We start from the raw sequence: 23,183 nt of genomic DNA on the forward strand, positions 1-23,183 counted from the left end.
CCTCTAATAAATAGATTACACTCAAACTAGTAGTTATTCTAAGCTTAGAGGAAGGGTATTTATGAAACGAAATTGGAATGAAGATGAGCTACTAGAACACTTTGGAGTAGTACCAATTGAAAGAAAACTGATTGGTAATAAAATAGGGGCAAGTCGTTTAGGATTTACAGTATTATTAAAGTACTTTCAACAAGAGGCTAGATTTCCGTCTAAGAAACAAGATATTCCTAAAGTGGTAGTTGAATATATAGCGCATCAATTGGAGATTCCTGCAGATCTTTTTGAGGAATACCGTTGGGGAGCAGAGGAAAGAAATTTTACTTACCATCGAAAACAAATTCGGGAATTCTTCGGTTTTAGAGGACTTACGGCAAAGGACAACGATCTTTTAACAAATTGGTTAAACGAACAAGTTCGCTTTACACATGATACCGACTATATAAAAAATCAGGCATACAGTCTATTTCGTAAGTGGAAAGTCGAACCTCCTTCAAATGGAAGTTTAAAGCGAATGATCGATTCTGCCATTGACACTTTTGAAAAGAATTTGTATAAATCGACTTATCAGCAGCTGCCTCCTAGAACTTGTTCTCGATTAGATGCATTACTGGAATCTCATGCTGCTGAGGAATCGGAAGAAGGTTTTGAAGAAGAGTTTCATGAGGAAATAGAATCCGATATTTTAACTTTTCGTCAACTTTTATCTTCTCCTCGTAAACCAAGTGTAAGCACCATGGAAATGGAAGTTAAAAAACTGTTAGCGATTAGGCATCTACACATTCCTCCAAGATTATTTCATCATTTGCCTCCGAAATTAGTTAAGAAATATCTACTTCGTGCAGCTACGGAGACCGTAACGGAATTGCGTGCACACCCGGCACCCATTCGCTATACCCTACTTGCCATTTTATTTTCGCATCGTCATGGAGAAGTTATTGATTACTTAGCTGATTTATTGGATGAAATTACGCTTAAGTTTGGAAATAAAGCCAAGAATACAACTCGAAAGGAAGTAGTAGAAGAATTAGAAAGAATCCAAGGGAAAAATAAACATATTGTCAATTTATTAAAAGCGACCGTAGATCATCCAGAAGGAGTTATTCAAGATACTCTATTCCCTATTGTTGGCTCTGATATGATTCAAGATATTATTAAGGACATGACAAAAAATAACCGGGATTACAAAGAAAAAGTATATACGAAAATGCACTCTTCTTATCAGGGACATTATCGGAAGTCCCTTTCTAAAATTTTAAAAAACCTTACTTTTCGCTCAAATAATCAATTTCATCAGCCGATTATTGAAGCCATCCAACTTATTCGAGAATATGAAGAAAGTGGGCAACGTTATTTTGCTGCTGGAGATGAAGTTCCTATTGAAGCCGTAATTCAGCCCAAATGGAAAGATGTCATTATCGAGACAGATAGTAAAGGCATAGAGAGAGTGAATCGAATCAATTATGAAATTGCAGTGATCCAATCACTTCGTACTCGACTTCGTTGTAAAGAAATTTGGATTGAGGGCGCTGATCGATATCGAAACCCAGATGAAGATCTACCTCAAGATTTTGAAGAGCACAAGGAAGAATATGATGTAGAGCCTTTTATCGAAGATATTATACAGTTGATGAAAGATAAGCTCCAATTACTAAATCAAGGGTTAGAGGTTCAAAATAACGAAAAAGTCGCGATTACTACTAGAAATAACAAGGGATGGATTCGAGTCACTCCACTTGAAAAGCAATCCGAACCCCCACATGTGACTAGGATAAAACAGGAGATTAAGAACCGTTGGTCCGACATCAACCTATTGGATTTACTAAAAGAAACAGATTTTCACACGGAGTTTACCAAGCACTTTAAGACTACAGCCGATCGTGAGATTTTAGATCGAGAAACCATCCAGCGACGGCTTCTTTTAAGTTTATTTGGATTAGGAACGAACACAGGTTTAAAAGCCGTTTCAGCTGGAAACCACCTAGATAGTTATCGGGAACTTCGGTATATACGCCAAAAATTTATTCATAAAGATCATTTACGAAAAGCCAATGCAGAGGTTACCAATCATATTATCTACCATCGACAGAAAGAAGTATGGGGAGAAGCTACTACTGCATGTGCTTCCGATTCAAAACATTTTGGATCTTGGGATCAGAACCTGCTTTCCGAATGGCATCCTCGTTATAAGAGGCAGGGGGTCATGATCTATTGGCATACAGATCGAAAATCGGCATGTATTTATTCTCAGCTTAAGTCCTGTCTTTCTTCCGAAGTGGCTGCGATGATAGAAGGGGTCCTTCGTCACTGCACAGATATGGAAATCGATCGAAATTATGTCGATACACACGGACAAAGTGTGGTTGCTTTTGCTTTTTGTCATCTGCTTGGTTTTAAACTGATGCCACGCTTCAAAAATATAGGTTCTCAAAAGTTATATCGTCCAGAAGCTGGCATGAATGAGGAATATCCTCACCTGCAACCGGTTCTTAGTAGACCGATTAATTGGGATCTTATCCGTCAACAGTATGAACAAATCATTAAGTATGCAACTGCCTTACGATTGGGAACCGCATCAGCAGAAGCCATTTTAAAGCGATTTACTAGGGATACGAAACATCCAACCTATCTGGCTTTATGTGAATTAGGGAAAGCCATTAAAACGATCTTTTTATGTGATTATTTACACTATGAGGAGATTCGTAGAGAAATCCATGAAGGATTAAATACAGTAGAACAATGGAACTCCGTCAATACCTATATTTTTTATGGAAAAAACAGTGAAATGCGTTCCAATGCTATAGAAGATCAAGAGGTAGCTGCCTTATCGCTTCAATTGCTGCAAAATTGCTTAGTCTATATTAATACCTTAATGGTACAAGAAGTACTATATGACAACAATCGATATTGGTTGAAGAAAATGATCCCGGAAGATTTTAGAGGATTAACACCTTTATTTTATCATCACGTCAATCCATATGGAACTTTTGAACTCGATATGGATCAGCGAATACCTATTAAGTTGAAAGTGTCATAGTTTTCATCATTTTGATTGGAGAGAAAACCAGCTAATATCAGATATTAGCTGGTTTTCTGTAATGAACAAGAGCTCAATCATTCCTTCGGAAAAGCGCCCTATATAATGTGTATACATTTGCAATTAGTCAATTGAAAGCTTATTTAGAAGGGTTACAATGAAGGTTGTACCGTTTCCATACTCACTAACAATTTGAATGGTACCATGATGCAGAGCTACTATTTGTTGCACGATTGTTAGCCCTAGTCCATTTCCTTTAACGGCTGCATCGCGTCCTTGGTCAATCTTATAAAAAGGGGTGAAAATAAGTTTTTGCTCATCCTCTGGTATGCCAGGGCCAAGATCCTGAATGAAGACTTCAACCTTATCCCTATTTACTTTCTTCACACGCACATATATTTCACCGTTTTCAGGAGAAAATTTAATAGCATTGCTAATAAGATTCACCCAAACCTGTTGTAATAAATTCTTATCGGCTTCTATAAAAAAGTGTTCCATATCAAGTGAAATATTTAAGTTTTTCGTAGACCATTGAGGCTCTTGGGTAATCAATACTTTGCGAATTTGTTCATCAATGGAAAACGTTGAAAGTACGAGTTGATATTGCCCATGCTGCAAATGAGATAATCTTAAAATATCTTTACTGAGATAGGATAACCGCTCACTTTCACTTCTAATAATGGATAAGTAACGTTTTCGCTGTTCCTCTGTAAGCTGCTTGTGCTGAAGTGCCTTGGTAAAACCTAAAATTGATGTAATAGGGGTTTGAAATTCATGGGATACGTTCGATACAAAATCCTCTCGCATCTTAACAAGTAGGCTTAATTCCTCTGCCATTTCGATAAAGCTTTCTGTAAGCTGGCCAATTTCGTCTTTTCGCTTTGTTTGATAAGTTGCATCAAAATTCCCTTGTGCAAGTTGTTTTGTTGCTTCTGTTAACTTTTTAACGGGATAGACAATGCTTTTTGTGATAATAAGTATAATGATGGTTCCTATTAATATGGCAATCCAAGTGATGGTGGAAAGGGATTCAAATAACATTGACATTTCAAATTCCTTTTTCTTAATAATTAATGCTCCTTTCTCACCTTCAATTGTTATAGGCAGTCCAATATACATATCAGGCCCTGGTGTTAGGTTGTAAATTTCTTTACCAGAATAAATTTTTTCCAATTCATCTTTAGGAATCTTATTTGAACTCTTTCCGTATTGAATGAAATCAATTTGGTAGCGATAAATCAATTGAATATTTTCTTTTATTTCATTGAAGGTTGCATATTGTAATTGCGCTTCAATCGATTGTGTTACATCAGATATTTCATCCTTTATAACTTCTTCGAAACGATTTTTATAAAAATGCGAAGTTACTGACAATGCGATGAGAAAGCTTAGGACAACAATTCCAACAAATGTAACGGCAAGTCTAACGTATAAGCTTTTAAACATCCTGTACCTCAATTCGATAACCAATTCCCCTGAGTGTGACGATTTGCATAGCCGTATCATAAGGTTCTAAACGTTGTCTTAGCTTGCGAATATGAACATCTATAGTTCGGTCGACTCCCATAAAATCCATACCCCAGATCTTTTCGAGCAGCACTTCACGAGTAAATACTTGGCCTGAATAACTACCCAACAAGAAAAGAATTTCAAACTCTTTTAGAGGTAAGATTTCTTTCTCACCAGTCGGGTATGTGATTTCATAAGTGGTTCGGTCTAATGAGATTTTGCCTATCGGTAATGTTTGACCTGTATGGATACTCGCTCTTTTTAATAGTGCTTTAACACGAAGGACCATTTCTACTGGGTCAAAGGGCTTTGCTAAATAATCATCCGTACCTACTTGAAATCCTCTAATCCGATCCTGCGCTTGATCCTTTGCTGTAATCATTAAAATGGGAATATCATGCAGTTTCCGGATTTCTTGGCAGAGTGTGATACCGTCCATTTTAGGCATCATGATATCTAATATAATAAGGTCTGCACTATGATTTTCTAAATATTCATACGCTAATTGTCCATTACTTTTCTCAATTACTTCAAAATGTTCATCTTCTAAATACAATTTCATTAATTCACGAATGTGCATATCATCATCAACAATCAAAATTTTCACCAATATTCGTCCTCCTTTGACCATTCTATGCCTACTATTTCTAGGAATTTATATCCTTGGTTAGTATCTATAAAAAAGCGATGTAATTGTACTATTGTACAAAACATCGCTTTTTCATACAGGCTTATTTACATACTTAGGTTACAATTAAAACTTATTTAACGAAAGCCACGACGGTTGAATTTGCTTACACCAAATATGGCAATGAGTAAGATGAGCAGTGAACCTAGAGTCAATGCCAAGTTTCTCATGGAAACGGAAGGATCGGCAGTTCCGCCTTTAGCCATTTGCCCTGATGCCATTCCTTTAGCCATTTGGCTTGGATCAAACCCTTCCGGAGGTTTCATTCCTTCTGGCATCTTACTTGGGTCCATCCCCTCCGGCATCTGGCCTAGTTCGACACCATCGGGTGGCTCCTTCCCCTCGGCCGCCCCGCTTGGATCATCTCCTTTAGGAGACGTTTGTTTTTGCTCTTCATTTGAAGGCACCGTTCCATTAGCTGCTTCAGCTTCTTCAGAGGCAGGCTTTTTATCAATAACCAACTCACCAGAAAGCTGCTTTAAGATGGAATCTGAGCGAGCACCAGCAAAGGCAGCCAGGCTCTTTTCACCGCTTACACCTTCTAGGAACTGTTCTGTCGTCCCAAATTTGGATGGATCCGCTTCTACATACGTTAATATGGTGGCTGACACTTCTTTTGTGATTTTGCTTACATTCTCTTCAGTAAAATATTGGGTTGATAGTTCCTTTAGATATTTTTCATAAGTGGCTAAATACTCCTTGTTTTTTAAAAGGGCATTCAACAAAGGCCGATCTTCTATAGTTGTACCTGAAACAGGATTAGAAATGTCAAAGTTAATCGATTCTTCTGACATGATATCTTGATTTGTCATTGCATCCAGCATGTTACCACCTTCAAAGCCTTTAGACGACTTTTGTCCTTCCGGAAGTTTCATTTCTTCTTTGGACACGTCCATATTACCTAATTTTGAAGGGTCCATTCCTTCTGGCATCTGCATTCCTTTGCTGCCCATTCCGCCCATGGAGAATGAACCGAATGCCATATTATAATCCCAAGGGATGATCGAAAATTTCCCGTCCTCCTCATATAGATAATAGTTATGCTTCAACATGCCTTGATAGCTATCCATACTGACAAGGGCTGTCGTTGTGGCAAAATAGCGTAACATGTTATCTACATCGATATACTCTTCTATGTCACCACCATTATTAATTACATCAATCATGTCCAGAATATTGGATTGATCGATATTGGATTCGTTTGTTTTTGGATTAAGACCTGAGTAATCATCAATGTCAGAGCTTATATATTTCAAATCACTTCCAGTTCCATCCGGCTTAAACAAAAAGCCGTCATTGCTTCCGTAATTTTTTGCAAGGAAGGTCTCATCAACCGCTTCGACTCCCAGCATCAAGCCATAATCCTCGCCATTGACCGTGACATTCATATAAGAATGCTCCGGAGTGGAAAGTCCCATTGATTCCAGAATTTCATAAGATACATACTCTTTCATCTGGGTTGTATCACTAAAATTGTTATTTAAATTCAGTTTTTTTAATCCATAAATGCTTTGTGAACTATCGTAATAGTCAAAATCTAGTTTTAAACTAAAACGCTTTGAATCACTCGAAGCCACCGACGTTAGAGAGGAATTGCCTTTTGTCCTAATCCCTATATTATTAATTCGCTTTCCATTTACAGTTACTGTTGCTTCCTTAATTTCCTCAGCCGTAGGGTTTTCCATCATACCTGCCCAATCTTTTTCATCTATTTCAATATTGATAGTAGTGACTTTTTTTTCATTAAATAGCTTTGTTTCATAGGAAAATTCATCATGTTTGGCTTCAACATTTAGATTCGGCAGGACCATGAGGACGATTAAAAAAAGAGTGATTAAGCAAGCCATTATTGAGTATACAAATTTATTACTTATCATCTATTGCACTCCTTTTAAAAATAGGAAACCCGCCGAAACAGATTTCCTAATACTGCGTTACGCTGTAAAGTTACCATCATAACTTAACATGACAGCAGACGATACGCCCTTCACTCTGGCAATACTATTTATAATTTGTGAATCATTTTCTTTTACACGTACTTCATACGTGGCTTCAGTTTCATTCGTCATCATCATTGATTTAGATTTTAAACTGAATTTTTTGGTATTCTTTTTTAAAATGGTTTCAATTTCTTGGCCGGTTGCTTCAGCGTCAAATTTTACGACAACTAGATAGGGGTTTTCAACTGTAATTTTGTTTACGAACACAATCAATACTAAACCAATAATAATGGATCCTAATACAGCAAGTAAAATGAAGCCTGCACCGCAAAGTATACCAATTACAATGGACCAGAATAAATAGATTAAATCCATTGGGTCTTTAATCGGTGTACGGAAACGGACAATCGATAATGCACCAACCATACCTAGTGATAATAAAACATTTGAGCTTATACCCATTATAATTAAGGCGGTAGCCATGGTCATAATCATGATCGCAATATTAAATGAATGGGAGTAAATTACTCCGTTAAAGGTTTTTTTGTATATGGCATAAATAAATAAGCCAAGTAAAAAGGCAGATAGTAGCCCTAGTAGGGAATCTGTTATTGAAAATGAAGATGTGTTCTCTATGAAGCTTGATTTAAAAATATCATTGAAATTAATTGTATTTTTATCCATCATGTTACTCCTTCTGATTAAACCCTAGCTTAAACGTACATACGGCTTAATTGGTATTTTGAATATGCTTCATGCTGAGTGTTAATGCCTTGCAACATATTTCGTATGATTTCTGGTAAATATTCGTCATATTTAACCTCAAGAATGACTTCGGTTGGTTCAAGTACATCTACCATTGGCAGGTACTTATTGAACATATCAGTGTTTCGAATACTGGACTGTACTTTGCTGTCAAAGGTTATCCGAACATTACCATATAAATAAATATAGGCTTCACGTTGATAATCAACAACTGTCATCGGCTTCAGCTGATATTGCGTCATTTCAATATATAAATCACGTATAAGTTCTCGGTCATCTTCCTTCATCCACTCAATATCGCCTATACGCATCTTTTCAAATTCTTCTTTTGAAGTTTTACACTTTGACTTAAATGTTAAGTTATTCCTCTTACTTTTTCGCTCTAGGTTTACAACATCTGCACTTTTTCCATAAATACGAACACGATATTTATCGCGATTAAGGTAGCCCTCTTTTTTCTCATTCAAAATTTTGTTATTGATATTATCAAAATAGCAAGAACGAATGAGGTATTTACGGTTGGGACCAGCGTTAGGATCGAGTTTCATTACATGTTTTAACTTATTCTTTAACAACATGTATTCAATATAAGTAATCCCATGCTTTAGTTCTTGTCGGCCATTTGGATTAAATGAAGTGTGAATTGGCATATGAAATGGTTCTCCTTTCTATAATAGATTTCAAAGGGTTGTCCGTTTATACTGTTCTAACGAACAAATGATTTATGATAACTTCTATCAAAGATTTTAAAGAGTTTGTATGAAGAAAACCAATTTTTAAAGAAGGGTTATATTACTCAACTGATTTTATTAAAAACAAACTCGATATGTAAAAGATAGTCTAATAATGTTAACTCAATATTAACTGTGTAAAGAAAATTAATTTTTTTGTAAAAGTTTATTGAATAACATTAAGTAGAACTAAAAAACAACATGGCAAAAACACATGCCCTTTTAGGACATGTGTTTCAATTGACAATACATCATGATTAATACTTCCTTTTATTTATGCATCATAGAAATAGACTTATTCCACAATCTGACCCGATTGCTGAATAACGTAATGCTAGGTTATTACCAAAAACCAGTGTTTTTGTAATACCCTCCCAGCTTCCTACTGTCCTTTGATTTTATTAAGATTAGCAGTTACCAAAAATAATTACCAAAAGCATTACCAAATACCTTTACAATAAATTCCCCTCTAGTAAAATAAAAATATACAAGTTTATTGGAGGTTACAAATGATAATTGGTTATGCTCGGGTCTCTACTATTGACCAAAACTTGGATCGACAAATTAGTATGCTTAATGAATATGGTTGTGAAAAAATAGTTAAGGAGAAATTTACTGGTACGGTTAAAGATCGAAAGGGACTTCATCAACTTTTTGATGTCATCCGGAAAGGCGATACAGTTGTAGTGGAGAGCATCTCCCGTTTAGGACGTAAAACATTGGATATCCTCAACATTATTCAACAGTTAGAAGAAATTGGGGTAGAATTCATTTCTTTAAAAGAAAATATGGATACAAGAACCTCTACGGGCAAAGCCATGTTCCAAATGATGTGCGTCATTGCTGAATTAGAAAGAAATCTTATTGCCGAGAGAGTAAAGGAAGGACTTGAAGCAAGTAAAAGGCGTGGAAAAACATTAGGCAGACCCAAGTTGGATAAAGAAAAGCTTACTGTTGCGCTACGGATGTATGATAGTAAAGAATATTCTATAAAGGAGATAGTTTCCGCAACCGGAATATCTCAAGGTTCCTTGTATAGAGCAGTCAATAGAAGAAGTCTTGAAGAAATAAAAAAATAGGGGGCGTTTTTTTATTTCTCCATTTTTACTTTGCGGTCTACAGCAAGAACCCTGTCACTAAGCCTGTTAGGAAGGAACGGGAATCATCTTTATTTATTGCCATCGTGCTAGCCATGGGTTAACCTCCATTCTCTAATGATTTTGTACTTATAATCACTGCCATGATCAAGTTAAATATGTTGAAGGTCGTGATGTGAACGGTTACAATCTCAAACAGATAAAATGTTCCACAATATTCATGTTCAACAAAAGTTTTGAATTCCCTTTTAGAAATCTATTTTTTACCATTTTAAATTATTTGATTATTACTTAACTGCCTTGCATTTGGTTTTATATATATTCTGTCGAGGTTATTATTGGAATATAAACATTTAATAATTAGACAAGATTGCTTTTCACACTCTAATCTGATTGCTTTTTTGCTTAATACAATTGTTGCTTTAACAGCCTCCGTTAAAGCAATAAACCAGCTAATGGCATGTTTGGGCCATGCCCAATAACCCTCCAAAAAACTTTTTGGAAGGATTTTTCTCTGATTCTGTTAATTAGGCAAAATCTAGTAACGTTTCTTTTCTCCTTAATAAACCGTAATTCCTAATAATACAGACAATGATTCCAGGTTTTCTAAACACGATTATTGACTAGTAAATCTTTCTTGGTTTATATTAAATCCTTCATAACTTCTTTTTTGATAAGAGCAGCTTTTGCAAACTGTTAAGGAATCCGTTTATTCAAATACTTTTTGGTTCTTGTAAAAGATTCTTGATTATGCCGAGGTATTCCAATCCATTCAAAACATCATTCATGGCTTGAAATATAAGTTTCTATATTACCTTCCATAAGCGATAACATCTCTATTCCTTCCGATAATTGACCAAATGCCTTTTCACAAAATACCGAAATCATATTATTAAATAAAAGATTCATTTCTTCGTGTGTATCAACTCCTAAACCTTCTTATTCGTCTGACTTATTGGGGGAAGTTTATAATATCGACTTACAACTTGGCTAACCACAAATTGAACCATCTTCCTCCAACCCGATTGAGTTGTGATTTTTCCTTCTATATGAAAAAAGTAAAATTGATAAGGACATCTTATAAAATCTTGTAAATAGTAATCAGTTAAAGTAGCAATGGAAATCCGATGTTCCTTACCGATCATTCCCTTCATCTCTCTTTCCTCATAAAATTTCAAATTCTATATTGAAGTGACAAAACTATTCTTTATAAATTCCCTTCCAAAATTTTTGCAGTTTTTGATATCCTCATTATCTGGGGTTAATTCTACTTTTAACCCTTCCAGGACAATAACAGCACCCTGTTCCCTTAGTTTTTCGGTCAAAATATCTACGGCTGCACCATATTGTAGGTAAGATGAATCACAGGAACCAAACACCGCAGCTTTCTTTCCTGTTAGATCAATATGATCCATTTCCTCATAAAAGTCTAAAAAATCATCCGGTAATTCTCCGTCTCCCCACGTATATGCTCCTAATATGATCCCATCGTAATCTCCAAGTATGGAAGCTTCAGGACCATCCATTATATCTATCTTATCGATACTCATATCACTGATTTCTGTGATTCCTTCTGCAATGGCATTCGCCATTTCTTCTGTATTTCCACTCATACTGGCAAAAATTATAATGATTTTAGACATGATAAGTCCCCTTCCAACATCTCGAACGATTTATTGTTTTTATGTTATAAGTACATGAAACTTGTTTTCTTAAAAAGCATGTACATCTGCAGAGTTCATTTTATTCTTTATTTTTTGTACGTTGCTCAGTTCATCGGCAAATGAAAGAAATGACTCCCTATCATGTGCATCGAGTGCTTCGTTTACTTTAAAACTCAAATGGTTAATTTTTAGGTTCAAATCCAAAATGGAGCAAATGCTGCCCTTGGAATACAGTTCCTCGATATCCTCCACGTGCAAAAAAAACTGAAACTCGTTGTTGACAACTATTAAAGAGTGCCATCCTAGGCAATCAATGTACTTCCGTTCGTTTGTAATTGTCCAAACATCTCCTTGAAGAAACTCAATTATATGTTGGTGCCTTTGACCCGGACAGCAGCAGCTTACTTCATACTGAAAAGGTTCTAATATTGTAAAATTTTTATCCATTGGTGCTCCTCCTTCAATCACATTCAGTTTTTTTGAATTCTTCTTCAATCTTGGCTCTTTGTCAGTCAGTCTGTTTTTTGGCAGAGTTATCGTCTATTCTGTTGGGTTGACTCATTTTTTTAATTTTTTCCTGGTCTCGCCTTTTTAAATTCGGAAATTTTTTTATTAACATGAAGAGAACTAATCGAAATTGATAATCATTTTCAATTAGTATTTTATGTGATAATGATTATCATTGTCAATCTGTTTTTGCCAAGTTTTCTTATTTTTGTTTTGTTGCTTTGGAAATAGATGGCTAGCTACTGCTGCCTAGTACAAAAAAATACTCTGGAGAATATCTCATCCCAGAGTATTTTTTTACGCTATACAACTATTTTATCGTTTTTCCATTAATGACAACACACTTCCCATTTGTTTGTTTCTTTATCATCCTTCCATCCTTGATGTATACAGTGTAAGTATTATTGACTTTAGCATCTAATTTTGCCAGGTCTCCCGTTATTGCTATGATATTTTTGGCAGCTTCCCTCTTCAGATTATCCATAACTTTCTTTTTCCATTGTTCCCGTTTTTTTTCATCAACCATCAGGATCCCATCCTTCTTGTTTGATTTATGTCTTCTCCCTGATATAAAGTATTAAATTTTTATTAACTTGTTACCCTTATGCTTTTCCTTATTAATCCGTTTAGAATTCTTTTTTTGTTTTCTAACATAACAGGTTACGGTAAAATTAGTGAATGATTCAGGTACAAGCTTTTTTAGCAGGAAATAATCAACGATAACTATGCAAGGGTTTTCCTCATAAAAATGTTTTATGGTATGATAGTTAGATTGTTTTTCCACCCTGTGACACTTTTACATTCATCTAGGAAAGAGGTATTTATGCACACCACAGAATTAACCAAGCGGCATTGGCTGCTCATCTTAACACTTACTTTATTAACATTTGTTCTCGGGACAAGCGAATTTGTTATCGTCGGGATCTTAACCGATATTTCCTCGAGTCTCCATATAACAAATGCAAAAGCAGGCACACTCGTTTCTGCATTTGCCATTACGTTTGCCATTGCCACACCGCTTGTGATGTCGGCAACAAGCCATTTTCCAAAACGGAAATGGATGTTGTTTTTGATAGGTTCGTTCATCATCCTGAATGCTTTGTGCGTGATTTCGACGACCTACGTCATGCTCCTTGTACTTCGGATGATGACTGCGATTGCAACAGGAGTTTTAATTTCTCTTGCCATGATTGTTGCCAGTGAAAACATGCCCATCGCAAAACGTGGACTTGCTATATCATTCGTTTTCGGTGGTTTTACTCTTGCAAACGTGATCGGAGTACCAATTGGCACTGTCATCGCTGAAAGGTACGACTGGAATGCAACCTTCCTGTTAACGACTTTTCTCGGTGGAATTGCTTTTTTGGCATCTTTCTTCATTTTGCCTACTATGCACAGTCCATTTCGCAGTTCAATGCGTGATCAATTTTCTTTGTTAACACACCCACGAATCTTAATGGCTTTTTTCATCCCATCGCTTGGATTTGGAGCGACGTATGCCGTTTATACGTATCTTGTTCCGATCCTGAAAGGAATGGAAGCACCAAGTGGTTCAATCAGTTGGATCTTGTTTGGCTACGGATTTATTTCCATTTTCAGCAACATACTCGCTGGTAAAATTGCCAGCTACAATGCCATCGGGCGCCTTAGGTTTGTCTTCCTCGTCCAAGCAGTTGTTCTGATCAGTTTATATTGGTCGACAGATAATTTTATCTTTGGCTTGGTTAACATTAGCTTGATGTCATTAATGGCCATCCTTTTAACAACATCTACCCAGCTTTATTTGATAGACCTAGCCGGTATTTATCAACCTAAAGCTACAGGACTGGCTGCTTCACTGATGCCAGTGGCAAGCAATGTCGGTATCGCCTTTGGTTCCGCATTAGGCGGAATTGTATACCATCAGGGAAATTTGATGAGTGTAACATTGGTAGGCGGGCTGATTGCTATCTTGGCAAGTCTTCTAACTTTCCTAAGTCATCGCTTAGACCAGAAACAAAAGAAGCCAGCATAAGAGAAAAGTACGAACGCAATGAAAGATCCTTTCTTGCTGCATGGCTTCCCATGGGTTGAACAAGATCCTAATAAACAGTAATATAGCCTAGGTAAAATTAGAGGATGAACGACGCAGATCAAGTCTAAATTCGATATTGTATCCAATTCGAATGACATTCGACTTGGATACAAAAACAAACATTATGTAAATATTTTAATAAACTAGGAGTATTTCTCAAATTCCGAGGAGAAGATCAGTATGTCCGTTCTGCTAAACAATAGTATAGCAAAAGGAAAAACACGTGCCGTTTCATTAGATCTAGCAAGGGGTGCTATGTTGCTGCTCATTGCCCTCGCACATGCGCCGCTATATTTGTACAACTCTGAACCTGGGATCATGCAAAGGGCGGAAAGTATAAACTTTTTTGATCAAGTCGTAAATCTTTTTGGCATGTTCTTTATTGATAACCGGGCCAGAGCGATGTTTGCCGTAATATTTGGGTATGGCTTAGTACTCTCATTCGAAAGTCAAATCTCTAAAGGTAAAAGAAAAAAAGATGCCTTAAAAACGATACGGCGACGTTCCTGGTATTTGATTTTATTTGGGATCATTTTAGCGGTTTTCATTGGCGGTCAAGATATATTAATGGCATACGGTTTAGCAGGGATACTCGTTAGCTGGCTATTAACACGTGAAATCAAAGCACTAATGCGAACGTTAACTATTATTACTTTATTATATTGTCTTTTTACCCCTATAATATGGGGCTTCAACATGCAAGAAATCGGAAGTTATGGTTTTGCTCCAGAGGTTTCAGCCACAGACACATACTTAAGCATAACAATGAAATCCATGATTTCTTTCCCTATCATTCCTATCATGATTCATTTAATGTTCCCCATTCTTCCTTCCGTTTTGGCTGGAATGTGGATTGCTAGATATCAGTTATTAACAAAGCCTGAACAGCATTTAAGAACACTTTATTTCATAACTATTATTGGGTTGACTGTCTCATTCCTAGGAGCGTTGCCTTTATCCTTTATAGGGAGCGTGTGGCACCCTAGGTTCTTTATAGCAGGTTTAATATCCGGACTGCACATGTTAACAGGAATCGCCGGAGGACTAGCCTATGCCGCCATTTTTGGATGGATTGGGGCAAGGTTAAAAAATCCTGGGTTCATTAGCCATTCTTTAATGGCTTTAGGGAAACGTTCATTAACTTTTTATGTTTGGAATGAGGCAATGCTTGTTCTATTTCTATCACCAGTAGCACTTGATTTAGGAGGGCGTGTGAGTAACGGTATAGCTGCTATGTTAGCAGTAGGAATTTGGGCCCTTTCTGTCGTTTTGGCGACTTTATTAGAAAAAAATAATCTGTATGGTCCATTGGAAATTTCATTAAGGCGATTAGTATATAAACATCAATAATCAAAAAGAAAACCGAACATTTAAGTACGGTTTTCTTTTATTATTCATCTACTTCATTATATTAAACTATTAAAAATGTAATACCACATTTAGAACATTTTTTTCATACATAGCAATAGATCATTTGGAGAAATTTCTTTACCACTCCGATTTAAATTTAATACTCATCCTGTCAAATTTTCTTTTGAATTCTGAATGACGATATGCAGTTAGCTTGGCATGATTTAAAAACCTCATTACTTATGGTGCGGTTCCACCACTACAAGGGCATAGGTGTAGCATTTGTTAATAACGGAGAAATAACAAAAGTTAATATAACAATATCCCCAAAACAAATTGTTTCATATAAACAGCACTTACAATTATTTTGGTTATTTTATCCTCATTATGATCTAAATATAGATATTCCTTCTTCAGGAAACCTGCCTCTCTTGTTGTATAAGAAAAGAAGCTGCTGAACAGCTCCCGGTAATGAAGTAAAACACCTTTTGAGTTTAAATGAAATTATTCACAATTTTACTAGTATCATAATATAATAAATACCCATTTTTAAAAATCCACCTCTAAGAACTAGAGGTAAGGTGATATAAATTCAATTAAACTTTACATAGTCCCCTTCTTTTATTTGATTCTTTTCAAACCATCCAAGATTCACTTCAATCGCATAATAATAATAAAGTCCCGGATCATACGTAGGGCAATAATCCTCTATACAAGGCTTCATATCAAGTATTTTTAGAATTTTCCCATATGAATCAAGAAAAGCAATAGATAAAGGAATAAATGTGTTTTTCATCCAAAAGCCACCATATATTTCTTCTGAAAACACAAATAACATCCCCTCATTTTCCGGTAATTTCCTAACAAACATCAAGCCCTTTTCTCTTTTTTTTTGAGTATCTGCAACTTGAACATTTAATCTAGTTACCTTGTTTTCACTGAGTATTTTTATCATTTTTGTTTTAATTCTATTTTTCATGTTCACTCACCTTCGCAGGGAATAGACGTTTTTCGAAAAAAAGAAACTTTCTATCTTATGAACTCCTTTTTAAAAGTCATCAACTTTCCTTCTCTGCTTATAAATAATAAAAAGAAAGTTGGAGATAAAACGAATACAGTTGAAATAATAACTAAGCAAGGTCCATTTCGCTTCTAATACTTTATTCTATGGCTTTTAAATTTAATACTCTGTTTTCGATAATCACAGCAACTGTATATAAAAGTACTGGTGTTTTTTGGAGTCTTTCATGAACTAAAATAAGAAATGGAGAGTTTTTAGTAATTAACGCAAAACCTATTGTCCCTGATGAAGTAATGATGCCATGTGTGTTGAGGTGAAGCTTATCCCTGATTGAAATCAGCGAGAATGCGAGAGCCTGTTCCATATCGCAGTAGCATTATTGAAGAACGAGCTAAAAAGCATGATCAAATTAAAAATGTACTTGAAGGTGCAAAAATCAAATTAGGCAATTTCGTATATGAAATTAATGGCGTTTCATTAAAGGACATGCCTCTTGTGACCACAGCACCTTGTTATACCGCATTCCTATTACGACTATAAACAAAGTTCTCTTTTCTACTGATGAAGGGTTCACTTAATGTCCAGCCGCGGTTGCCGTGCATTATTCCTTTGTAACTATTTCTCATACCTCATATGCCCATTAAATGGATTACGTTAGCGTACTATATGGTTGGAATAACTGTAATGAATCAAGCAAACCTGCTGTCCGAATAGCACCTCGAAGGACTGAGTAACGGATACTTTAGTTCTCTAATTGATTTCGGCAAGTCCCCTGGAAAGTGTTAGAGACACCGTAAGGAACCCGTTCGGGGTTCCACGCTATATACAATATATCTTTATAACATTACTATGCCATAGTTAACAAAGGCAGTTTTTTTGTTTGAATGTTCGATTATGTATTATGTTAAATGGTCTTGTTTTACTTTTTAAGACTTCATATTTTATTCACTTTTCAAGGCTTTTCTCAATGGGAAATGCCTCAACATGAGCCCCGATGAGGATCCTAAAAAAAATCCTCCCTATTTAGCACCTTCATAAGGTCCATCCTAGGGCCTGTACAACTGTACTACGTAACGTCATACGGTATCAGCAAGGCTACTATCATAGGGGGATTTGGTGGATTGGAATAGTATATTATATGCTCAATATTCCAATTGGTGTCGAATAGTCATACATATCCGCATAAGCCCCCGATACCTACCCATGTTTGGATATACCCCTTCAGCCACAAGGGCTAAAGACGACCAAATTGAGATCTTATTTTCTAAGAAGGGTATTTTTGATACTGAAAGGCTAGGTGCTAGATTTAGAATGGAGCACTAATCCATTGATGGACAAAAAAGGGTCAGCATTTCTTTACATAATGAATGCTGACCCTGGTTTTTTACGAAAATCTCTGAATGAAAGTTCTTCTTTAAAGCCTTTTATTGATACTTCTCATGAAGTCTTTCGTAACGCTTGATAATTTCTCCTGAGCTTCCTTCATCGAGCTTCCTTGAACACCGAAATAAAATTTAATTTTAGGTTCTGTTCCGGAAGGTCGTAAACATACCCATGTCCCATCTTCAAGAAAGTATTTTAAAACGTTCGACTTTGGGAGCTTGATGTCCTCTTCCCTATTTGGCCCAAACATGTATTTTTTACTGCTGAGATAATCCTCTTGAACCACTACTTGTTGACCAGAGATTTGAGCTGGTGGATTTTCCCGGAATTCATTGAGAATCGCCTGAATTTGTTTGGCACCTTCAATTCCTTTTAAAGTCAACGACCGTAAATCTTCCAAGTAATATCCATATTTATTGAAAACATCCAGTAAACCTTCGTACATCGTTTTACCTTGCTTTTTGTAATAGGCACAGACTTCCACTGCCAGAATAGTAGCCTGGATGGCATCCTTATCCCGAGCAAAATCTTTGATTAAATATCCATAGCTTTCTTCATAGCCAAACAGGAAAGAATGTTCTCCACTTGTGTGGTATTCATTGATTTTTTCAGCAATGTATTTAAATCCAGTTAAAACATCTACGGTTTTTAAACCATTTTTCGCTGAAATCGCCCGTCCTATTTCCGAAGTCACGATGGTCTTTAATACGACTCCATTATGAGGAAGGCTCCCTTTCTTTTGTTTTTGTGAAATTAAATAATCTAAAAAGAGAGCGCCTGTTTGGTTGCCTGTTAATACCACATAATCTCCAGCATTATTCTTCACGCTAATTCCGAGCCTATCCGCATCCGGGTCGGTGGCAATCAATAAATCAGCATTAATACGGTTTCCAAGCGCAATGGCCAGTTCAAAAGCAGCATGTTCCTCTGGATTAGGCACTTTAACAGTAGGAAAATTAGCATCAGGTATTTCCTGTTCTTTAACAATTTGGACATTTCGATATCCTAGATCATGCAAAGCGCGTTTTACTGATTTATTGGCTGTACCATGAAGCGGTGTAAAAACGAGCTTTACATCGATTTCATCTGCCAACTTTGAATCTTCCGGAATAGTGAGCAAATGCTCATTATAAGCCGTATCCAGCTCCTCCCCAATGATTTGAATGAGCCCTCTGTCTTTTAAGACTTCTTCTTCCTCCACTACAATGGAAAGCTCACTTTCAATCGCGTTCACGTAATCAATGACCTGATCCGCCGCTTCAGGAAGTAGCTGTGACCCGTCTGAACCATACACTTTATACCCATTATATTCACGCGGATTATGGCTTGCTGTAATGACGATACCGGCAAATGCACTCAGCTTACGTACCGAAAAAGAGAGCTGTGGGGTAGGCCGTAATTCATCAAATAAATAAGCTTTAATTCCCTTTGTTGCCAAAGTCTTGGCTGCTTCCAATGCAAATTCGGGAGACTTATGTCTTGAATCGTAAGCAATTACGACTCCTCTGGATTTTGCCTCGTTTCCAAACGATTGAATATATTCAGCAAGCCCTACAGTCGCTTTTCGTACGGTATAAATGTTCATCCTATTCGTACCTGGACCAATTTCCCCTCGCATACCACCTGTCCCGAATTCCAAATTTTTATAAAAGGCGTCTTCAAGTGATATTTCATCATCCTTCATTTCTTCAAGCATTAAACGCATTTCATTATTTAAATTGGGATAACTTGTCCAAATAGTATATAAAGACTTCCAGTCCATGAAAATACAGCTCCTTCCTGCCTGTATGTTTTTTCTCTTCGTCCGGCATTTTTCTTTTTGATCGTAGTACACATTACAAGCTATCAATTGAATATGAAATCTAAAAGCCATCGTTCCTAAAGCATAGCTTCCTTTAGTATTTGTTCATCCTGTAACGGAGGGTGTACCAAATGCACTACCTCCAAAGCTGGTTGGTTACGATCTATTCATTTTCCCAACCAGTACTTTGGAAGAGTGTCATTTATTCTTCATTACTTCTTTGGAAGAAGAGGAAAAAGCTTTTAGAAATTGTAATCCACCAATCGTTATACCTGTTTCTTCACTTACTCCCTACTTGATTTATTTTTTCTTTTTTTCTTTTCCGTTTTCGATTTCTTTATTGTTTCCGTTTCCGTTTCCGCTTTCGTTTTCTTTTTCGTTTTTGTTTGCGTATTCGTTTTCGTTTTCTTTTCTGTTACCGTTTGCGTATACTTTTCCGCTTTCGTTTTCTTTTTTGTTTGCGTATTCGTTTTCGTTTTCTTTTCTGTTACCGTTTGCGTATACTTTTCCTTTTTCTTTTTCTTTTTCTTTTCCGTTTCCGCTTTCGTTTTCTTTTTTGGTTCCGTTTCCACTTTCGTTGTATTAACAAGAGAATATAGTCTTTGTTGCTCAATAATTTGTTTATTGACATCAAATTTTTCTTCAATTACTTTCCGTGCTTTTTCCGTATAGTCGTTCCAAATATCTGGATTTTCTAAAAAGAATTGTATGCCTTTCGCTAGTTCGATATCATTTTTTTCTGGAGCTAGGTATCCTGTTCTCTGGTGTTCAATTAATTCGGGGATTCCCGCGTGTCGAGTGGAAACGACAGGTAAACCGCTAGCCATTGCTTCTTTTAAGGCATTAGGAATGCCTTCGATATCACCATTTTTAGCTGTTTGACTTGCTAGACAGAAGATATGAGCTTTTTTCAATTCGTTCGAAACCTGTTTTGAATCCATAGCTCCTTTAAGAATCACAACATCTTTAAGGTTATATTCTGTAATGGCGGATTTAATTTTTTTCTCATCTTCACCTGCTCCAATAATATGCAGTCTAGCATTTGGATATTGTGTATAAATGCGTTTAAATGCTTTTATAAGAGTAACAAATCCTTTTTTGTCTACAAGTCTACCTACAGATAGGACTCTTATTTCGCCTTCTATAGGAAGAGTGCGGTTAGAATAGGGGAAAAGATCTAATTCGATACCACCATATAATACATGCATATTTTTAGCCGGAATTCCTAACCTTCTTAATCCTTCTGCAAGATATTGGCATACAGGGTAATAGTATGCACCATGCTTATTTAATGCTGAATATCGCTTAGCATTTTTTTCGAAAATTTCCGGTCTGGCCGAACCATCTCGTCCTCTAATGCTAACAATCAAAGGAATATTATATTTTTCACATACAGGTAAAATCTCGTGTCCGTGTGATCCGTGATGAGCATGAATGGCTATGATATCTTGTTCTTCGAAGAACTTTTTTAGATCTTTAATTTTGTTTATATTATAGTAGTTTTCAAAGGGGAATTCTGAACGGTCGGTATTGTCGAATGGGCCGATTACGATTGAGCGATAGTTAGTTATTTTTACGATTTGATTATATATAAAACGTTGGTGGGTTTTAATGTTTTCACTTACAAAATAAGCAATGGTTTTCATCCAACCTCAGTCCCTTTAACAAGAAATTCATATTTGCTCTTTTCACGTTCTGCTAAAAGTTCATGATAATTTCCTGATTTTTTCAGATTTCTTTGTTCTACAATTTGTTTCACTTGCTTGTGAAATTCATGTAGGAACATAGAATGGGTTTTATAAATGTATTTGTATGGTAGGTCTTCAGAACAAACTTTAAAGTAGTTTTCAAACAGAGGATTTAATTTGAATAGAGGATCTTTTGTAGAATTTCGTTTAAGGGATGTCATGAGAAAATCTGACAAATCATACTCATTAAGAACTTCCAATGGAGTTTTCTCTCCTTTAATTACTTACAAAATTTTTTTAATTAATGTTTTTTACTTGCATGCAATTTTTACCCATTTCTTTTGATTTTGGGTCTATATACATTAAATTTTTAATATATTGAACAGTACTGTCATATACACTTCAAAATCTACTAATATTGAATAGACATTTTCAAATTTCAGATTTCATAAAAAAATGGTGTCTATGACAGCTAAGTTTGAGAAGTGGATCGTTTAATGGTTTGAAATGTTTTTGAAATGTTATTGAAACTTCACCTATACCATATTATATTTTTTTCATTATGCAATATTGTAGTTTGACAACAAGCAGCGATTCGATCTTTTTTTTATCCATTAATATCCCATTTTAAAATTCACTACTTCTTTTTTCCTTATTTATTGTACTTTTTGTACCAATTTACAAAATGATTTAAACCTTCTTCTATTGTTGTTGAAGGATGGAACCCCACATCAGCATGCAAATCGGCAATATCTGCATATGTCTCCTTAACATCTCCCGGTTGCATTGGTAATAATTCTATTTTTGCCTTTTTGCCAATTAGTTTCTCTAATGTGTTAATGAAATCCATTAATTTTATGGGTTTATTGTTACCGATATTATAAATTTTGTACGGGGCATAGCTTGAACTTGAATCAGGGTTAGCTCTATCCCATCCAATATTATGAACCGGTGGTTTATCAAGTAATCGGACTATTCCTTCAACAATATCATCAATATAAGTGAAGTCTCTTCTCATATCTCCATTATTAAAAACCTTTATTGTTTTTCCTTCAATTATATTTTTAGTAAAGGAATAATAAGCCATATCAGGTCTCCCCCAAGGACCATACACCGTAAAGAAACGGAGTCCTGTGGTTGGAATATTATATAAATGACTATAAGTATGAGCCATTAATTCATTAGACTTTTTAGTGGCAGCGTATAAACTTACTGGATGATCCACTGGGTCTTTGGTTGAGAAGGGGATATTAGTATTTGCGCCATATACAGAACTAGAGGATGCATAAATTAAGTGCTTGACGTTATTGTGTCGACAAACCTCTAAGATATTTACAAACCCAACCAGGTTGGAATTAACATAAGAATCCGGGTTGTCTATGCTATAACGTACTCCAGCCTGAGCTGCTAAGTTGATGACTATATCAATGGTTCTGTCTTTAAATAATTGATTTAATTTTTCTTTATTTGACAAATCCATTTTGTGGAATTCAAAATCAGGGTTTTCTTCTAATATCTTCAGTCGATTGTTTTTTAAAAAAACATCATAATAATCATTAATATTGTCTACTCCAATAACATTGTTATCTAGGGCTAACAAACGTTGTGTTAAATGGAAACCAATAAATCCTGCTGCCCCTGTTACTAAAATGTTCATAGCATTAATTCCAATCCTTTCTATTACATTAGGATTTTGACACCTTTCCGGAACACTTACTAATCATTATTTATACATTGATTCTTTCGATCCTTTACACCAACAGAACAAAATTCATTAAGGCGGATAAAAAGAGGAGCTAAACTCAAAATTTTCATTGGAGAGACATACGTTTTATTCGTAACCCACCAATTTCATGAATCCTTTTCGCTTTAAGTCTCATGAGTTTTTCACTCTTATACCCGCTGTGAACTAGCACTTACGTAAGTGAGTT

General features: G+C 35.8%; 17 protein-coding genes. 4 read left to right on the forward strand and 13 right to left on the reverse strand.

The genetic code is table 11. The features are described 5' to 3' along the window. Positions 1-61: 61 nt before the first annotated feature. On the forward strand, positions 62-3,034 hold the full coding sequence (locus tag ACIQYG_RS08990) for a Tn3 family transposase (protein ID WP_402837224.1): 2,973 nt from the start codon (positions 62-64) through the stop codon (positions 3,032-3,034). Between the two features lie 123 nt (positions 3,035-3,157). Here ACIQYG_RS08990 and ACIQYG_RS08995 read toward each other — a convergent pair whose 3' ends face one another. The 5 genes from ACIQYG_RS08995 to ACIQYG_RS09015 form a co-directional block, all read right to left on the reverse strand. Next, on the reverse strand, positions 3,158-4,480 hold the full coding sequence (locus tag ACIQYG_RS08995; protein WP_402837226.1) for a HAMP domain-containing sensor histidine kinase: 1,323 nt from the start codon (positions 4,478-4,480) through the stop codon (positions 3,158-3,160). Further along, positions 4,473-5,153 carry a response regulator transcription factor gene (locus tag ACIQYG_RS09000; RefSeq protein ID WP_402837228.1) on the reverse strand — a complete coding sequence of 227 codons (681 nt, stop codon included), beginning with the start codon at positions 5,151-5,153 and terminating at the stop codon, positions 4,473-4,475. The genes ACIQYG_RS08995 and ACIQYG_RS09000 overlap by 8 nt, the downstream gene beginning before the upstream one ends. 155 nt (positions 5,154-5,308) lie before the next feature. Next, positions 5,309-7,108, reverse strand: a complete 1,800-nt coding sequence (locus ACIQYG_RS09005) for a CotH kinase family protein (protein ID WP_402837230.1) — start codon at positions 7,106-7,108, stop codon at positions 5,309-5,311. 57 nt (positions 7,109-7,165) lie between these two features. Next, the gene (locus ACIQYG_RS09010) at positions 7,166-7,855 is read right to left on the reverse strand and encodes a DUF4956 domain-containing protein (RefSeq protein WP_264641342.1); all 690 of its coding nucleotides are present in this window, start codon (positions 7,853-7,855) and stop codon (positions 7,166-7,168) included. A gap of 29 nt (positions 7,856-7,884) precedes the next feature. Next, entirely contained in the window at positions 7,885-8,586 is a 702-nt protein-coding gene (locus ACIQYG_RS09015; protein WP_402837232.1) for a polyphosphate polymerase domain-containing protein, read from the reverse strand. A 590-nt stretch (positions 8,587-9,176) separates the two neighbouring features. Here ACIQYG_RS09015 and ACIQYG_RS09020 point away from each other — a divergent pair. Further along, positions 9,177-9,746, forward strand: a complete 570-nt coding sequence (locus tag ACIQYG_RS09020; RefSeq protein WP_402837234.1) for a recombinase family protein — start codon at positions 9,177-9,179, stop codon at positions 9,744-9,746. Positions 9,747-10,945: 1,199 nt separating this feature from the next. Here the strand turns inward: ACIQYG_RS09020 and ACIQYG_RS09025 are convergent. The 3 genes from ACIQYG_RS09025 to ACIQYG_RS09035 form a co-directional block, all read right to left on the reverse strand. Beyond that, on the reverse strand, positions 10,946-11,407 hold the full coding sequence (locus ACIQYG_RS09025; protein WP_402837236.1) for a flavodoxin: 462 nt from the start codon (positions 11,405-11,407) through the stop codon (positions 10,946-10,948). A 69-nt stretch (positions 11,408-11,476) separates the two neighbouring features. Continuing rightward, on the reverse strand, positions 11,477-11,875 hold the full coding sequence (locus ACIQYG_RS09030) for a hypothetical protein (protein ID WP_402837238.1): 399 nt from the start codon (positions 11,873-11,875) through the stop codon (positions 11,477-11,479). Positions 11,876-12,245: 370 nt separating this feature from the next. Next, positions 12,246-12,461, reverse strand: coding sequence for a hypothetical protein (locus ACIQYG_RS09035; protein ID WP_402837240.1), 216 nt, complete (start codon positions 12,459-12,461; stop codon positions 12,246-12,248). Positions 12,462-12,758: 297 nt separating this feature from the next. Here ACIQYG_RS09035 and ACIQYG_RS09040 point away from each other — a divergent pair, with 297 nt between their 5' ends. Together ACIQYG_RS09040 and ACIQYG_RS09050 are read left to right on the forward strand one after the other, a co-directional pair. Further along, the gene (locus tag ACIQYG_RS09040; RefSeq protein ID WP_402837242.1) at positions 12,759-13,949 is read left to right on the forward strand and encodes an MFS transporter; all 1,191 of its coding nucleotides are present in this window, start codon (positions 12,759-12,761) and stop codon (positions 13,947-13,949) included. Positions 13,950-14,189: 240 nt separating this feature from the next. Then, positions 14,190-15,359, forward strand: coding sequence for a DUF418 domain-containing protein (locus ACIQYG_RS09050; protein WP_402837244.1), 1,170 nt, complete (start codon positions 14,190-14,192; stop codon positions 15,357-15,359). Between the two features lie 592 nt (positions 15,360-15,951). On the opposite strand, the gene ACIQYG_RS09055 is transcribed toward ACIQYG_RS09050, so the two are convergent. The 5 genes from ACIQYG_RS09055 to ACIQYG_RS09075 form a co-directional block, all read right to left on the reverse strand. Next, positions 15,952-16,338 carry a DUF192 domain-containing protein gene (locus ACIQYG_RS09055; RefSeq protein WP_402837246.1) on the reverse strand — a complete coding sequence of 129 codons (387 nt, stop codon included), beginning with the start codon at positions 16,336-16,338 and terminating at the stop codon, positions 15,952-15,954. 1,456 nt (positions 16,339-17,794) lie between these two features. Continuing rightward, the gene (locus ACIQYG_RS09060; protein WP_402837248.1) at positions 17,795-19,525 is read right to left on the reverse strand and encodes a phospho-sugar mutase; all 1,731 of its coding nucleotides are present in this window, start codon (positions 19,523-19,525) and stop codon (positions 17,795-17,797) included. 323 nt (positions 19,526-19,848) lie between these two features. Beyond that, a complete protein-coding gene (locus ACIQYG_RS09065; RefSeq protein ID WP_402837250.1) occupies positions 19,849-21,210 on the reverse strand; it encodes a glycosyltransferase in 1,362 nt (453 codons plus the stop codon). Next, positions 21,207-21,512: a hypothetical protein gene (locus ACIQYG_RS09070; protein WP_402837252.1), complete on the reverse strand. Its 306-nt coding sequence runs from the start codon at positions 21,510-21,512 to the stop codon at positions 21,207-21,209. Before ACIQYG_RS09070 ends, ACIQYG_RS09065 begins: the two co-directional genes overlap by 4 nt. Before the next feature lie 392 nt (positions 21,513-21,904). Continuing rightward, positions 21,905-22,909: an NAD-dependent epimerase gene (locus tag ACIQYG_RS09075; RefSeq protein WP_402837254.1), complete on the reverse strand. Its 1,005-nt coding sequence runs from the start codon at positions 22,907-22,909 to the stop codon at positions 21,905-21,907. Positions 22,910-23,183 lie beyond the last annotated feature (274 nt).

This window comes from Peribacillus sp. NPDC096622, from assembly GCF_044762665.1.
GTDB classification, from domain to species: Bacteria; Bacillota; Bacilli; order Bacillales; family DSM-1321; genus Peribacillus; species Peribacillus frigoritolerans_B.

What these genes read in the sequence shown, in the direction of transcription:
- ACIQYG_RS09055 (WP_402837246.1), bottom strand. Translation starts at nt 16,338, where the DNA reads ATGAAAAATAGAATTAAAACAAAAATGATAAAAATACTCAGTGAAAAC.
- ACIQYG_RS09040 (WP_402837242.1), top strand. Translation starts at nt 12,759, where the DNA reads ATGCACACCACAGAATTAACCAAGCGGCATTGGCTGCTCATCTTAACA.
- ACIQYG_RS09075 (WP_402837254.1), bottom strand. Translation starts at nt 22,909, where the DNA reads ATGAACATTTTAGTAACAGGGGCAGCAGGATTTATTGGTTTCCATTTA.
- ACIQYG_RS09010 (WP_264641342.1), bottom strand. Translation starts at nt 7,855, where the DNA reads ATGGATAAAAATACAATTAATTTCAATGATATTTTTAAATCAAGCTTC.
- ACIQYG_RS09065 (WP_402837250.1), bottom strand. Translation starts at nt 21,210, where the DNA reads ATGAAAACCATTGCTTATTTTGTAAGTGAAAACATTAAAACCCACCAA.
- ACIQYG_RS09060 (WP_402837248.1), bottom strand. Translation starts at nt 19,525, where the DNA reads ATGGACTGGAAGTCTTTATATACTATTTGGACAAGTTATCCCAATTTA.
- ACIQYG_RS09015 (WP_402837232.1), bottom strand. Translation starts at nt 8,586, where the DNA reads ATGCCAATTCACACTTCATTTAATCCAAATGGCCGACAAGAACTAAAG.
- ACIQYG_RS09035 (WP_402837240.1), bottom strand. Translation starts at nt 12,461, where the DNA reads ATGGTTGATGAAAAAAAACGGGAACAATGGAAAAAGAAAGTTATGGAT.
- ACIQYG_RS09050 (WP_402837244.1), top strand. Translation starts at nt 14,190, where the DNA reads ATGTCCGTTCTGCTAAACAATAGTATAGCAAAAGGAAAAACACGTGCC.
- ACIQYG_RS09005 (WP_402837230.1), bottom strand. Translation starts at nt 7,108, where the DNA reads ATGATAAGTAATAAATTTGTATACTCAATAATGGCTTGCTTAATCACT.
- ACIQYG_RS09025 (WP_402837236.1), bottom strand. Translation starts at nt 11,407, where the DNA reads ATGTCTAAAATCATTATAATTTTTGCCAGTATGAGTGGAAATACAGAA.
- ACIQYG_RS09020 (WP_402837234.1), top strand. Translation starts at nt 9,177, where the DNA reads ATGATAATTGGTTATGCTCGGGTCTCTACTATTGACCAAAACTTGGAT.
- ACIQYG_RS08990 (WP_402837224.1), top strand. Translation starts at nt 62, where the DNA reads ATGAAACGAAATTGGAATGAAGATGAGCTACTAGAACACTTTGGAGTA.
- ACIQYG_RS09030 (WP_402837238.1), bottom strand. Translation starts at nt 11,875, where the DNA reads ATGGATAAAAATTTTACAATATTAGAACCTTTTCAGTATGAAGTAAGC.
- ACIQYG_RS08995 (WP_402837226.1), bottom strand. Translation starts at nt 4,480, where the DNA reads ATGTTTAAAAGCTTATACGTTAGACTTGCCGTTACATTTGTTGGAATT.